The organism is Inquilinus limosus DSM 16000 (genome assembly GCF_000423185.1).
Classification (GTDB): Bacteria; Pseudomonadota; Alphaproteobacteria; order DSM-16000; family Inquilinaceae; genus Inquilinus; species Inquilinus limosus.
The window spans coordinates 149,982-163,124 of the sequence record NZ_AUHM01000006.1; the positions used below are offsets into that span (position 1 = coordinate 149,982).

The 13,143-nt window shown below is 68.6% G+C and carries 10 protein-coding genes; 3 read left to right on the forward strand and 7 right to left on the reverse strand.

Annotated elements, in window-relative coordinates; translation table 11 throughout:
- Window positions 1-9: 9 nt before the first annotated feature.
- From G537_RS0109890 to G537_RS0109920, 7 genes are all read right to left on the reverse strand, one after another.
- Window positions 10-1,086 (reverse strand): ABC transporter ATP-binding protein, encoded by a 1,077-nt coding sequence (locus G537_RS0109890; RefSeq protein ID WP_026869983.1) that lies wholly within the window; start codon window positions 1,084-1,086, stop codon window positions 10-12.
- Entirely contained in the window at window positions 1,079-2,797 is a 1,719-nt protein-coding gene (locus G537_RS0109895) for an ABC transporter permease (protein WP_026869984.1), read from the reverse strand. The genes G537_RS0109890 and G537_RS0109895 overlap by 8 nt, the downstream gene beginning before the upstream one ends.
- A gap of 50 nt (window positions 2,798-2,847) precedes the next feature.
- Entirely contained in the window at window positions 2,848-3,951 is a 1,104-nt protein-coding gene (locus G537_RS0109900; protein ID WP_051248257.1) for an ABC transporter substrate-binding protein, read from the reverse strand.
- Window positions 3,948-4,715 (reverse strand): IclR family transcriptional regulator, encoded by a 768-nt coding sequence (locus G537_RS0109905; RefSeq protein WP_026869986.1) that lies wholly within the window; start codon window positions 4,713-4,715, stop codon window positions 3,948-3,950. Before G537_RS0109905 ends, G537_RS0109900 begins: the two co-directional genes overlap by 4 nt.
- 291 nt (window positions 4,716-5,006) lie before the next feature.
- Entirely contained in the window at window positions 5,007-6,839 is a 1,833-nt protein-coding gene (locus G537_RS0109910; protein WP_155888565.1) for an autotransporter outer membrane beta-barrel domain-containing protein, read from the reverse strand.
- Window positions 6,840-7,102: 263 nt separating this feature from the next.
- On the reverse strand, window positions 7,103-7,996 hold the full coding sequence (locus G537_RS0109915; RefSeq protein WP_081688740.1) for an NAD-dependent epimerase/dehydratase family protein: 894 nt from the start codon (window positions 7,994-7,996) through the stop codon (window positions 7,103-7,105).
- Window positions 7,997-7,998: 2 nt separating this feature from the next.
- The gene (locus G537_RS0109920) at window positions 7,999-8,727 is read right to left on the reverse strand and encodes a FadR/GntR family transcriptional regulator (protein ID WP_051248258.1); all 729 of its coding nucleotides are present in this window, start codon (window positions 8,725-8,727) and stop codon (window positions 7,999-8,001) included.
- Between the two features lie 271 nt (window positions 8,728-8,998).
- Here G537_RS0109920 and G537_RS0109925 point away from each other — a divergent pair, with 271 nt between their 5' ends.
- Genes G537_RS0109925 through G537_RS0109935 form a run of 3 tightly spaced genes read left to right on the forward strand, consistent with a single transcriptional unit; the run spans window position 8,999 to window position 13,137 of the window.
- Complete coding sequence (locus G537_RS0109925; RefSeq protein ID WP_026869990.1) at window positions 8,999-10,954, forward strand: ABC transporter substrate-binding protein; 1,956 nt, start codon at window positions 8,999-9,001, stop codon at window positions 10,952-10,954.
- Between the two features lie 58 nt (window positions 10,955-11,012).
- Entirely contained in the window at window positions 11,013-11,999 is a 987-nt protein-coding gene (locus tag G537_RS0109930; protein ID WP_026869991.1) for an ABC transporter permease, read from the forward strand.
- 13 nt (window positions 12,000-12,012) lie between these two features.
- Entirely contained in the window at window positions 12,013-13,137 is a 1,125-nt protein-coding gene (locus tag G537_RS0109935) for an ABC transporter permease (protein ID WP_026869992.1), read from the forward strand.
- Window positions 13,138-13,143 lie beyond the last annotated feature (6 nt).

Here is a 13,143-nt window from a genome sequence, read left to right on the forward strand (position 1 = left end):
GCGCCTCGCTCACGCGGCCTCGGGGCCGGCGGCGAAGATCGCCGCGGCGTCGGGGGGAATGCGGACGAAGGCCGCCCGGGCCTCGACCGGCCGGTTGGTCTGGATGCGGAAGGTCGATCCGCCGCCCGCCACCTCGTACTGGTAGACGGCGCCGAGATAGGTGCCGTGCGAGACCTCGACCCGGATCGCGTTCTCGCCCGGCCCGTCGACCAGCTCGATGCGCTCCGGGCGCACGGCGACGACGAGGCTGCCGTCCCCGGCCGGGCTGCCCGCCGGCATGCTGAGCCGGGTGCCGTCGCCGAGCTCCACCGTCGCGCGGCCGTTCGCCTCTGCCACCATCCGGCCGGGCAGGAAGTTGGAGGAGCCGATGAAGTCGGCGACGAAGGCGTCGGCCGGGCGCTCGTAGATCTCCTTCGGCGTGCCGAGCTGGCGCAGGCGCCCCATGCTCATCACCGCGATGCGGTCGGACACGGCGAGGGCCTCGGACTGGTCATGCGTCACATAGATGGTGGTGACGTGCAGCCGCTCCTGCAGTTCGCGCAGCCAGACCCGGGCGCGCTCGCGCAGCTTGGCGTCGAGGTTCGACAGCGGCTCGTCGAGCAGCAGCAGGCGAGGCCGGTAGACCAGCGCCCGGGCCAGCGCCACACGCTGCTGCTGGCCGCCGGACAGCTCAAACGGATAGCGCTCGGCATAGGGCAGCATCTCGACCAGCGACAGCACCTCGCGGATCCGCTCGTCGCGCTCGGCGCGGCCGATCTTCCGCAGCTTCAGCGGGAAGGCCAGGTTCTCCGCCACGCTCTTGTGCGGCCACAGGGCGTAGCTCTGGAACACGAGGCCGATGTCGCGCCGCTCCGGGGCGACGAAGACGCGCCGGGCGCCGTCGAACAGCACCGCGTCGCCGATCCGGATCGTGCCCGAGGTCGCGTGGTTGAGCCCGGCGATCGAGAACAGCGTCGTCGACTTGCCGCAGCCGGAAGGACCGAGGAAGGTCAGGAACTCCCCGGCACCGACATGGATCGAGACGTCGTCGACCGCGGTGACGTCGCCGTAGCGGATGGTCAGGTGGTCCAGGACGAGGTCAGCCATAGATCTTGGCTCCGAAAACCGGGCGGGCGAGGAGGACGAAGGCGGCGGTGATGACGACCTGGACCGTCGCGAGCGCCGCGACCGGGCCGTTGTCGCCCTGGGCCGCCAGCTGCAGCATCGTGGTGCCGATGATCTCCGACCCCGGCTGGAACAGGAACACGGCGGTCACGTATTCCTTGAAGAAGTGGATGAACAGCAGGGCGAAGCAGGAGAACAGCGCCGGCTTCAGGATCGGCAGGATGATCCGCGTCACCGTGGTCCACCAGTCGGCGCCGGAGATGCGGGCCCCGCGGTCCAGCTCCTCGCCGATCTGGGCCAGGGCCGGCGCGATGGCGCCGAAGCCGACCGGGATGTAGCGCAGGATGAAGGCGACCATCAGGATGACGATCGTGCCGCGGATCAGGTCGAGGCCGGGGATCCAGACCACGGCGTAGAAGAAGCCGAGGCCGGCGATGATGCCGGGCAGGGCTCGCGGGAACAGGGCGACATATTCCAGCGCCCGGGCATAGCGGAACTCCGACCGCCGCGCGACCAGCGCGACCACGGCGATGAAGAAGGTGCCGACGGCGCCGCCGACCAGGGCGATGACGACCGAGTTGACGATCGAGCGGACATAGGTCTCGGAGGCGAAGACGGTGGCGAAATTCGCCGTGGTGACCAGCTTCCAGAAGGGGACGAGCGGCGTCAGGAAGCTGACGCCCGAGCGCATCACGATGCCCGCGAACACCGCGACGATGGTGGACAGCACATAGGCGAGGACGGCGGCGAAGGCGATCCAGCGCCACGGCCCGAGGTCGAGGGTCGAGGGGCGGCTGGCCTTGCCGCGCACGGTGACGAAGCGCCCGCTGCCCTTCATCAGGGCGCCCTGCAGCCAGACCAGCGCGGCGACGACGAGCAGCAGGATCAGGGCGGCCGCGCCGACGATGCCGTAATCCGGCCGCACCGCGGCGTTGATGCCGTTGTTGTAGAGGAAGGTGGTGACGGTGTTGATGCCGCCCGGCGCGCCGAACAGCAGCGGGATCGCCAGCATCTCGATGCCGATGACGAAGTTCAGCACGGCGGAATAGATCATCGCCGGCCGCATCATCGGCACCGTGACCGAGAACAGGGCCCGGAACGGGCCGGCCCCGGCGGAACGGGCGGCGTCCTCGAGCTGCGGGTCGGCCTTGGTGACGGCGCCGAGGCACATGAGATAGGCGAGCGGAGCCTGGCTGAGGCCCGCCACGATCCCCATGCCGGTCAGCGAATACAGGTTCCACGGCACGAAGCCGAACCAGCTCTTCATCGCCAGCGAGATGTAGCCGGACGGCCCGTACATGGTCAGCCAGCCGAAGGCGATCACCAGGTTCGACACGAACAGCGGCCAGATCAGGATCTCGCCGATCCATTTGCGGCCGGGCAGGTTGGTGCGCCCGACCACCACCGCCATCACCGACCCGAAGATCTGCGCGACGACCATGGTCAGGATCGCGAAGTACAGCGTGTTGCCGAAGATGCCGAGGATGGCCGGGTCGCCGAACAGACGATGGAAATTGCCGAGGGTCGGGCCGGCGCCCTCGGCATAGAGCGGCCGGTCGAGGAAGGCCTGCGCCAGGATCGGCGCGAGCGGCCCGATCACCAGCAGGGTCGTGAGGGTCGAGACGCACCAGAAGATCAGGCGCGAGCGGTCCCGGCCGGGCGACGCGATCCGGTGGTCTGTCAGGGCGGTCATGGGCCTGTCCGATGCATGGGCCAGCCGGGAGGTCGGGATGGGGCGGGCGGTCAGTGGCCCGCCATCGCCGCCTTCCATTTCTCGACGAAGGGCGCAGCCTCCGCGATCAGGCCCTTGTCGAAGCCGGCGACGACGATGTTGTCCTTGCCGACCGTCTTCTCGATGCCCTGGTAGGTGTAACGGACCTCCGCCTCGTCGACGTCGTCGCGCAGCGGAGTGAGGCCGCCCTTGCCGAGCAGGGTCTGGCCGGCATGGCTCAGGGCGTAGTCGATGAACAGCTTGGCCGAGTTCGGATTGGCCGTGCCCTTCGGGATGCCCATTCCGCGCAGCATCATGATCGTGCCGTCGTCGGGGAAGGCGAAGCCGAGCAGCTCTCCGCCCGGCTGGTCGAGGCGCGGGAAGATGGTGATGCCGGACACGGCGAGGCCGACGACGTACTCGCCGGTCGCGATCTTCTCGTTCATCGCGCCGCCGGACACCTCGCCGCGGATCATCGGGCCGATCTTGGCGAGCTCCGCCCAGCCGTTCCCGCCCTTGGCGTTGAGGTAGCTCCACCAGGCGGCGAGGCCGAAGGAGTTGCGGGCCGCGTCATAGGTGGTGATCTTGCCGTCGAAGGTGCCGCGATCCTCGGCCGCCATCGCCACCAGCGAAGCGAAGCCCGTCGGCCGCTGGCCTTCCGGCAGCAGGGCTGCGTTGTAGGTGATGACGAGCGGGTCGGCGGAGAGGGTGTAGATGCCGGGCGCGGGATGGGCGAAGCCGGGCAGGGCGGCCAGCTCGGGGCTCTGATAGTCGAGCATCCGCCCGTCGCCGGCATAGGCGGCCCAGCGATCGTTGGCGCCGGAGATCAGGATGTCGGCGGTGCGGGACCCCGACCCGGCTTCCGCCTCCCAGCGCGAATGCACCGTGCCGGAGCCGAGGTCGAGCGTCTCGACCTTGATCCAGGGATAGGCGGCCCGGAAGCCTTCCAGCAGCGGCTGCCAGTTGTTGTCCGCCATGTTGGAGTAGATGACGAGGCCCCCCTCCGAACGCGATCCCTCGATCACGGCGGCATAGTCGGCGGGATAGCCGGCCGGCACGGCCGCTTCCTGCGCGTGGCCGGCGGTGGCGGCGGCGAGGCCGAAGGCGAGAATGGCGGCGGTGATGTGCTGCTTCATGTGCTGGTGCTCCTCCCCGAGCGGTTGTTGGTTCTGCTGCGTTTGGCGAGTTCCGCCGAGATCGCCTGCGCGCCGGCCAGGGCGGCCCGGGTGATCCTCGGCAGGTTGGCGGCGACCCTGGGGTGCGGGCCGGAGATGTTGAGGGCGGCCAGCGCGCGGCCGGCGCCGTCGACGATCGGCGCGGCGATGCCGGACGCGCCTTCGACGACGCCTTTGGCATTGAAGTAGAAGCCGTCGCGCGCGGCGGCGTCGACGCGGGCAAGAAGCTCCCGCCGCTGCTCGGGATCGAGGCCGAGGCGGCCGCAATAGGCCTCGAGCTCCCCGGCCGGCAGGCTGGCCAGGAGCACCACGCCGCTCGACACCTGATGCGCGACGCGGGTGGGCACGATGTTCCGGTCGTACTGGATCTCCCGGGCCGGCAGCAGCTTGTTGAGGTACCGGATCTCGTCGCCGTCCAGGACGGCGACGAAGACGCTCTCGCCCGATTCCTCGACGGCGCGGCCGAGATGGGGGGCGGCGAGGCGCAGCAGGAGGTTCCAGGCCTCCCGGCCTTCGGACCGCTCGCCGGGCAACCGGATGAGGCGGTAGCGGCCGTCGGCCAGACGCTCGGCGTAGCGGCGCTCCACCAGCATGCGCAGGAGAAGCAGGGTGCTGCTCTTCGGCAGGTCGAGCGCATGCGCGACATCGGCCAGCGCCGCCGGGTCGGCGCGCGCCGCGAGCCATTCCAGAAGATCGAGGATGCGCTCCGCGCCCCTGCCGCTCACTCCCGGGCCTCCATGTGTTGTCGTTCAATATTTTGAACGCGTTCTCTATTTTGAAGCTAGTTTTCGAGATGGAGGCTTGTCAACCGACAAGTCCGATCCCGGAGCTCGATGAGCGGCCTGGGGGTGAGGTCGAAGGCGTGCGTTCGACGGCGAGGGCGCCACTCGCAGTAAAAGCGTGAGCGGCCGCGTTATCGCAGATTACGTGGAAGGCGCCGCAGCTGATGAATTTCAGCGCCCGGCCGGGTGGACAACGCGGATCCTCGATCCGCCCGAGCGGTGTTCGAACCCACTTCAGAAGCTGACGCGCAGCCCACCGGTGGCGGCCTGGCTGCGATAGCCGTCGGCGAAGCTGCCGTCGTAGCGCAGGAACAGACTCACCGCCTGCGCCGCGAGGGTGACGCCGACACCGATCCTGGCCAGGTCGCGCGGCGCCTCGGCGCCTTCCACGGTGAACTCCGCATCCGAGCCTTCGAACCGCCCGTCGAAGGACCGCTCCGTATCGGCGACGTCGTGGCTCCACGCCGCCCGCAGCGACAGGCCGAGCGGTGCGTCGAGGCCGATGTCGAGGCGATGCGCCAGCTCCGCGCCCAGCATGCCCTGGGCCGAGGTGACGGCCCGGCCGCCGATGCGGAGATTGACGGCGCCGGCGCCGCTCTCCGTGATCTCGTCCTGTCCGACGACGATGGTCTGGAACGCCGCGAAGGGCGTGAGATCGGTGCTGTCGCCCAGCGCCAGCCGATAGCCCGTCTCGATGCCGGACAGGAACAGGTTCGAATCCGTGTCGGCCGCGGCGAGGCGGTCGATGCCGGGGAAGGAGATCGCCCGGCTCACCGAGCCCCAGCCATGGGCGTAGCCCAGCGCGCCGTCCACATACCAAGCGTCGGGCGAATAGCTGGCGTAGAGGCCGAGGGAGAGGGTGCTGAGGTCGCCGTCGCCCGAAAGCTTCCGGGTGTCGAAGCTGCTGGTGGAGAAGGCCAGCGCTCCGCCGACGGAGAGGGCATCGTCCAGCCGATGGTCGAAGCCGATGGCGACGCCGAGGATGTCGAAATCGACATCATGCGTATCGCCGCCCCCCGACAGCCGGCCGAAATTGCCCAGGCCGGCGATCCAGGCGTTCGGCGTGCCCGGTTGGCCGCGCCCCGCGGCAACGAGCCCGCCGGGCGCAGCGGCGGCTCCGCCGTTCCGGGACAGGCGCATCTGCTGCTGCACCGCGTTCAGGAAGGTCTGGGCGCCGGCGATCTCGACCGACGGCAGGTCCGCATAGACCTCGCCGCTCAGCTGCTGCAGCGCCGACCGCAGCGGGCCCTGGTCGCCGTAGTTCAGCAGGTCGAGGCTGTTGTAGACGCGGTCCATGTCGCCGAAGAGCTGCGGCGGCGTGGCGCGGTCCAGGGCCTCGGCGATCGCGCCGGCATTGCCGCCGCCGGCCCGCGGCGCATAGGCCAGGGCCTTGTCCCCGATCAGCTGCCGGTTGGTGTAGGCGTCGGACGGCAGGAACTGCGGGTTGGCGCAGTTCGGATCATCGGAGCGCCCGATCAGCAGTCCTTGAGCTGTGCCGCCGCTGCCCCAGGGGCCGCCGACGGGAATCGACGGGGGATTGGCAGGGAAGTTGCCCAGGATCGGCGCGCCGGTTCCGGTCAGGATGCAGGTCCCCGCCGGCACGCGGACGATGGTCAGGGAATCCGGCAGATAGGGCAGGGCGAGCCTGTCCTTGATCTCCGCGGCCGTCAGCCCGCGCACCACGTCGGAGCCGGCGATGAAGCCGCCGACCGGCCGGGTGGTGCCCTCGGTGTAGACCCGGACATACTGGGTCTCGGCCGCGGTCCGCACCACCGCAGCCGGGGCCGAGTTCACGAAGGATTCGGTCGGCGGGGTGCTGAAGATATAGGCGTTGGCGTCGGCTCCGGTCGTGACCGAGGCAACGGTAGACCCGTCCCGGCGGTAGACGGGGCCGGACACCACCTCGCCCGGCGGGAGGGGCAGCGTTCCGGAGATCTGTGCCCATGCCGGGGCCGCGCATTCGACGGCCAGAACGCCCGAAAGGACCAAGGCCGCGCGCCATCCCATGCGCCGTTTGCCGGTGCCGTGCCGCGTCATCGCGATCTGGCTCGACCAGGCAGCGGACATGAAACCTCCCGAGAAGATGTGCCGCTTGACCGGCGCGACCGTCAGGTCGCAGGGCATGCCGAGGCGAGCACGTTGCGGCTGTTCTTCTCTTAATATTTGATTCGTCCTGAAAGTAAATAGAGGAGGTCTTGGATCTGCTGGGTTTCTGTTGAGTAAAATTCAATCAAAAGGATGCTATAATTTCGATTGAAATAGATGATTTGATTTTGCAAGCCGTGCAGCCGTTCCCCCCGGTGCGCTACGCGCCGCCCCGCTTGGCGATGTCACGCCTTCGCCCGCCAAAATCGGCGTCGGCGCACCACCCCGTCATGGCCCTGCGCGCTGAACCACCCGCCCTGGAAGTGGTCGGCCACCTGCGGCAGGGCCGACGGCTTGTGCTGGAAGGCCTCGGGCGCGGCGAAGTCGGCGGTGCGGTCCTGCGGCCGGTAGCCCAGCGCGGTCGCGACCGAATTGTCCCACCACGCGGCGTCGGTGGCCGAGACGCCGTAGACGGTGGTGCAGTCGATCCCGGGATGCTCCAGGCCGATCAGCACCAGCTGGGCCAGGTCGCGCGGGCTGATCCAGACCGCCAGGCCGCGGGCGTCGACCGGCCGCTCGCCGGCATTGCCGATGCGGATCGCCAGGGTGCGGATGCCGGTCTTCTCGAAATAGACGCCGGCCTCGAGCTCGCCCCAGCATTTGCTGAGGCCGTAGAGGCCGTCCGGCCGCATCTGGTCCTCGACCCCGACGCGGGCGTCGCGCGGATAGAAGCCGGTCACATGGTTGCTCGACGCCAGCACGATGCGGCCGATGCCGGTGCGCCGCGCCGCCTCGTAGACGTTGTGCGTGCCCAGAACGTTGACCCTCAGGATGTCCTCGACCGCGCGCTCGTTCGGGTAGCCGGCGAAATGGACGATGGCGTCGGCGCCCTCGACCGCCGCGGTCAGCGCCGCCAGGTCGGTGATGTCGACGGCTGTCCAGCTCTCATGCTCCGCCAGCGGGCCGGGATCGGCGATGTCGAGGATCCGCACCGCGCCGATGCGGCCCGCCAACGCCTTGCGCAGCACGCGGCCGACATTGCCGGCACCGCCGGTCAGCACGATCGACTTGGCGGAGACGGCGGGCGCAACGCTGTCGACGCCGGCCCTGCTGCCGCCGGGCGGGACGGTTGGGGTCAAGATCACACTCCTTCGAACATCCGCTGCCGGGCATTGAGGACATGCCGGCGCATGGCTTCGGCCGCGGCGCCGGCGTCGCGCCGGCGGATCGCTTCGACGATCGCGACATGCTCGTCCTGCACCGCCCGGATCCGCTCCGGCGTCCGCATCCGGCTGAGATGCCGGGTGATGTTCATGCCGACGGCGATGTGCGAGGCCAGCGAGGACTGCACGGCGATATGATAGGGGTTGCGGGTGGCCCGGGCGACGGCCTCGTGGAAGCGCCGGTCCTCGTCGGCCCCCAGCTCGCCATTGCCGAGGCAGGCCTCCAGGGCTTCGAGCGCATCCTCGATCTCGCGGAGGTCCTCCGCCTCCCAGCGCTCGGCGGCGAGAGCCGCGGCAACGGATTCGAGGCCGGCGCGGAACTCGAAGCAGCGCTGCACATCGGCCAGCGAGCGGACCTGGGCGAAGCGCAGCACCGCGAGATCGGGCCGCTGCCGGACATAGGAGCCGGAGCCCTGGCGGGATACGATCAGCCCGTCCTGCCGCAGCCGGCCGAGCGCCTCGCGCACCACCGGCCGCGAGGCGCCGAAGCGCGCCGACAGCTCCGATTCCGACGGCAGCCGGCTGTTCACGGCGAAGTCGCCATGCGCGATCAGCGACACGATGCCGTCATAGACCACCTCGCTCAGCCGGGCCGGCGGCCCGCCGTCCCGCGGCAGAAGGCCGGCATCGCCGTCCGTGCCACTCATGCCCGCCATCCCCCTGCTGGCAAGTTGTCAAGATTGATCACGGCTGTGATCCGCCTGGCCCCGCATGCCGAATTCATCAACTGTCGCCTGGACCTTGCGAATCTTTTCTCTGTTTGCGCTGCGGCAATCCTGGGCGACAGAAAACGTCCGGAACAAGGCCATTCCGGTTGTGATTTGTCAATATTTGTAATATGACCGGAACGGCAAAGGAAGCGGGTCGGCACGCATGGCGAAGCCGGATCCGACGCAGCACACAGGGGAGGAGTCCAGGATGGACGACAAGCTCAGCGCCTCGCCGCAGGTGTTCGCCCGACGCACGGTTCTGAGGGGGCTCGCCGGGGTGGCGGCGATGCCGCTCGCGGTCCGGCTCGCCCATGCGCAGGCCGCGAAGGGTGAGGCGCCCGCCCTCGCGCAGCTGGTGAAGGACGGCAAGCTGCCGCCGCTGGCCGAGCGGCTGCCGGCCAACCCGCTGGTGGTGCAGCCGCTGACCAGGGTCGGCACCTATGGCGGCACGCTGCATCGCGGCCTGCGCGGGTCGTCCGACCACAACGGCATCCTGCGCGTGGTCGGCAATCAGGGCCTGGTGCGCTGGAACCTCGAATTCACCGAGGCCCTGCCCAATCTCGCGGAGAGCTGGGAGATCAACGCCGGCGCGACCGAGTTCGTCTTCCATCTCCGCAAGGGGACGAAATGGTCGGACGGCCATCCCTTCACCGCGGACGACATCGTCTTCTCGGTCGAGGACTGCGCCAAGAACGCCGAGCTCTACGGCTCGGTCCCCTCACAGCTCTCGATTGCCGGCAAGCCGGTGGTCGTCAGCAAGATCGACGACGCGACGGTCAAGTTCACCTTCGCGGCGCCCTACGCCACCTATCTCGAGATGCTGGCGGCCCCGCTGGGCCAGCACCCGACCCTCTTCGCCAAGCACTATGCCAGCCAGTTCCATCCGAAGTACAACGACAAGATCGACGAGCTGGTGAAGCAGGCGAAGCTGTCGAACTGGACCGACCTGTTCCGGGCGAAGTGCGGCGACATCGAGATTCCCTCGCGCTGGGGCAATCCGGAGAAGCCGACCCTCGACCCTTGGGTGATCGCCGAACCCTATGTCGGTGGCGCGACCCGCGTGGTGATGAAGCGCAACCCCTATTTCTGGCAGGTCGACACCGAGGGCAACCAGCTGCCCTATATCGACGAGCTGTATTTCGGCATCTCGCAGGATGTCGAATCGCTGCTGCTCGATGCCATCTCCGGCAAGCTCGACATCCAGGAGCGGCACATCAGCCTGCTGCAGAACAAGCCGACCTTGTCGCAGAACCGGGAGAAGGGTGGGTACCGGCTGATCGAGCTGGAGCCTTCGGCGGCGCAGCAGTGCCAGATCTACCTGAACATCTGCCACAAGGACCCGAAGCTGCGGGCCTTCTTCGGCAACAAGGAGGTGCGCCAGGCGCTATCGCTCGGCATCGACCGGCAGGAGATCATCGAGCTGGTCTATTTCGGCCAGTCGGAGCCGTACCAGACCGGACCGCGGCCGAGCCATCCCTGGTATCATGAGAAGCTCGCCCGGCAATTCACCGAGTTCGACCCGGACCAGGCGGGCGCCCTGCTCGACAAGCTCGGCTACGACAAGACCGACGGCGACGGCTTCCGCCTGCATCCCGACGGCAGCAAGATCTTCTTCGCCGTCGACGTCATCCCGACGCTCAACGCCGACCTCGTCGACGTGCTCGAGCTGGTGAAGCGGCACTGGGGGGCGATCGGCATCGACATCAAGGTCAACACCATCGAGCGCGCCCTCTACTACACCCGCGGTGACAGCAACGACCACGACGCCCAGGTGTGGCCGGGGGCGGGCGGGCTCGACCCGATGTTCGACCCGCGCGACTTCTTCGCCCAGCATCCGCAGGGCTCGCGCTACGCCATTCCCTGGACGCTGTGGTACGTCTCGAACGGCCAGTCGGGCGAGGAGCCGCCGGACAGCCAGAAGCAGCGCATGAAGCTGTTCGACGAGGCGCGCGGCACCGCCGACCTGGACAAGCGCGGCGCCATCATGAAGCAGCTGTTCGACCTGACCGCCGAGGCCTTCGAGACGGTCGGCGTCTGCCTCGCCGTCAACACCTTCGGCGTGGTCAAGAACACCCTCGTCAACGCGCCGGAGAAGGAGCCGGATTCCTGGACCTGGCCGAATCCCGGCCCGGCCATGCCGCAGCAGTTCTTCTTCTCGAGCTGACACCCGGCGCCGCCGGTCTTCCTCCGCCGCTCAGCGTCCGTTTCGAGGAGAACCCCGGATGCTCCGCTTCATCGCCAAGCGCCTGCTGTGGATGGTGCCCGCGCTCTTCGCGGTCAGCTTCCTCGCCTTCGTCCTGATCCAGCTGCCGCCCGGCGACTTCGTGACCAGCTATGTCGCGACGCTCGCCGCCTCGAACGAGGTCGTCGACCAGAACGCGGCCGCGGCGCTGCGCGAGCGCTTCGGCCTCAACGACCCGATGCTGGTGCAGTACGCCAAATGGATCGGCGGCATCATCACCCGCGGCGATTTCGGCCTGTCCTTCGAATGGCAGCAGCCGGTCAGCGACCTGATCTGGGAGCGGATGGCGCTGACCCTGGTGCTGACCCTGGCGACGCTGATCGCGACCTGGGCCATCGCGCTGCCGATCGGGGTCTATTCCGCGGTCCGCAAATATTCGATCGGCGACACTATCGTCACCACCATCAGCTTCGCCGGGCTCGCCATCCCGTCCTTCCTGCTGGCGCTGGTGCTGATGTATGTCGCCGCCATCGAATTCGGGCAGGACGTCAGCGGCCTGTTCTCGCCGGAATTCGAGAAGGCGCCCTGGAGCATCGCCAAGACCATCGACCTGCTGCAGCACCTGTGGATCCCGGTGCTGATCCTCGCCGTCTCCGGCACCGCCAGCCTGATCCGGGTGATGCGGGCGAACATGCTGGACGAGATCCATAAGCCCTACGTCACCACTGCCCGCGCCAAAGGCCTGTCCGAGTTCCGGCTGCTGATGAAGTACCCGGTGCGCGTGGCGCTGAACCCCTTCATCTCCACGCTGACCTGGCTGCTGCCCAATCTCGTCTCCGGCTCGATCGTGGTGGCGATCGTGCTCAACCTGCCGACGGCGGCGCCGCTGCTGCTGCAGTCGCTGATGGCTCAGGACATGTATCTCGCCGGCGCCTTCGTGCTGCTCATCTGCGCGCTGACGCTGATCGGCTCGCTGATCAGCGACATCCTGCTGGCGCTGGTCGACCCGCGCATCCGCCTCGAATAGCCGGGAGGGCTTCATGACCGACATCGCGACCGTCGCCCCCGCCGGCCAGCTCGCCGTCGCCTCGCAATGGCAGCTGATCTGGTGGGCCTTCCGCCGCCACCGGCTGGCCATGGTCTCGCTGGTGATCGTCGCGATCCTCTACCTGGTCGCGGCCGTGCCCGGCTTCTTCGCGATCAACGATCCCAACAAGCAGAACGCCCGCGCCGCCTTCCACCCGCCGCAGGCGATCCATCTGTTCGACCGGGCCGAGGACGGAAGCCTCAGCTTCGGGCTCTATTTCCACCCCCACAAGCTGACGCGGGACCCGGAGACGCTGGCCGCCGTCTACAAGGAGGATCCGACGCGCAAGGTCGCGGTCTCGCTGTTCGGCCGCGGGTACGAGTATTCGGTGCTGGGCCTGTTCACCACCGACCTGCACCTGCTCGCCTCGGCCGATCCGAAGCAGCCGCTGTTCCTGTTCGGCACCGACCGGCTGGGCCGCTGCGTCTGGAGCCGGATCATGCAGGGCGGCCAGATCTCGCTGTCGGTCGGCCTGGTCGGCGTGTTCCTGTCGCTCGTCATCGGCATCGTGCTCGGCGGCATCTCCGGCTACTACGGCGGCAAGCCGGATTTCGTCATCCAGCGGGTGATCGAATTCGTCCTGGCCCTGCCGACGATCCCGATCTGGCTCGCCATGGCCGCGGCCCTGCCGCAGGACTGGCCGGCGATCACCCAGTACTTCATGATCACGGTGATCCTGTCGCTGACCGGCTGGGCGCAGCTGGCCCGCGTCGTCCGCGGCCGCTTCCTGTCGCTCAGGACCGAGGAGTTCGTCACCGCCGCCCGACTCGACGGCTGCAGCGAGGGGCGGATCATCTTCCGGCACATGATGCCGAGCTTCCTCAGCCACATCATCGCCTCGGTGACGCTGGCGATCCCGGCGATGATCCTGGCCGAGACGGCGCTGTCCTTCCTCGGCCTCGGGCTGCAGCCGCCGACCATTTCCTGGGGCGTGCTGCTGCGCGAGGCGCAGAACATCCGCTCGATCGCGACCGCGCCCTGGCTGTTCGCGCCGGGGGCCTTCGTCGTCCTGGCGGTGATGGCGCTCAACCTTCTCGGCGACGGCCTGCGGGACGCGGCCGACCCCTACAACAAGTGACGGCGG

Bases quoted from the DNA above. Each gene is read 5' to 3' on its own strand.
- G537_RS0109925 (WP_026869990.1), top strand. From the start codon at position 8,999: ATGGACGACAAGCTCAGCGCCTCGCCGCAGGTGTTCGCCCGACGCACG.
- G537_RS0109920 (WP_051248258.1), bottom strand. From the start codon at position 8,727: ATGAGTGGCACGGACGGCGATGCCGGCCTTCTGCCGCGGGACGGCGGG.
- G537_RS0109895 (WP_026869984.1), bottom strand. From the start codon at position 2,797: ATGACCGCCCTGACAGACCACCGGATCGCGTCGCCCGGCCGGGACCGC.
- G537_RS0109890 (WP_026869983.1), bottom strand. From the start codon at position 1,086: ATGGCTGACCTCGTCCTGGACCACCTGACCATCCGCTACGGCGACGTC.
- G537_RS0109910 (WP_155888565.1), bottom strand. From the start codon at position 6,839: ATGTCCGCTGCCTGGTCGAGCCAGATCGCGATGACGCGGCACGGCACC.
- G537_RS0109930 (WP_026869991.1), top strand. From the start codon at position 11,013: ATGCTCCGCTTCATCGCCAAGCGCCTGCTGTGGATGGTGCCCGCGCTC.
- G537_RS0109900 (WP_051248257.1), bottom strand. From the start codon at position 3,951: ATGAAGCAGCACATCACCGCCGCCATTCTCGCCTTCGGCCTCGCCGCC.
- G537_RS0109935 (WP_026869992.1), top strand. From the start codon at position 12,013: ATGACCGACATCGCGACCGTCGCCCCCGCCGGCCAGCTCGCCGTCGCC.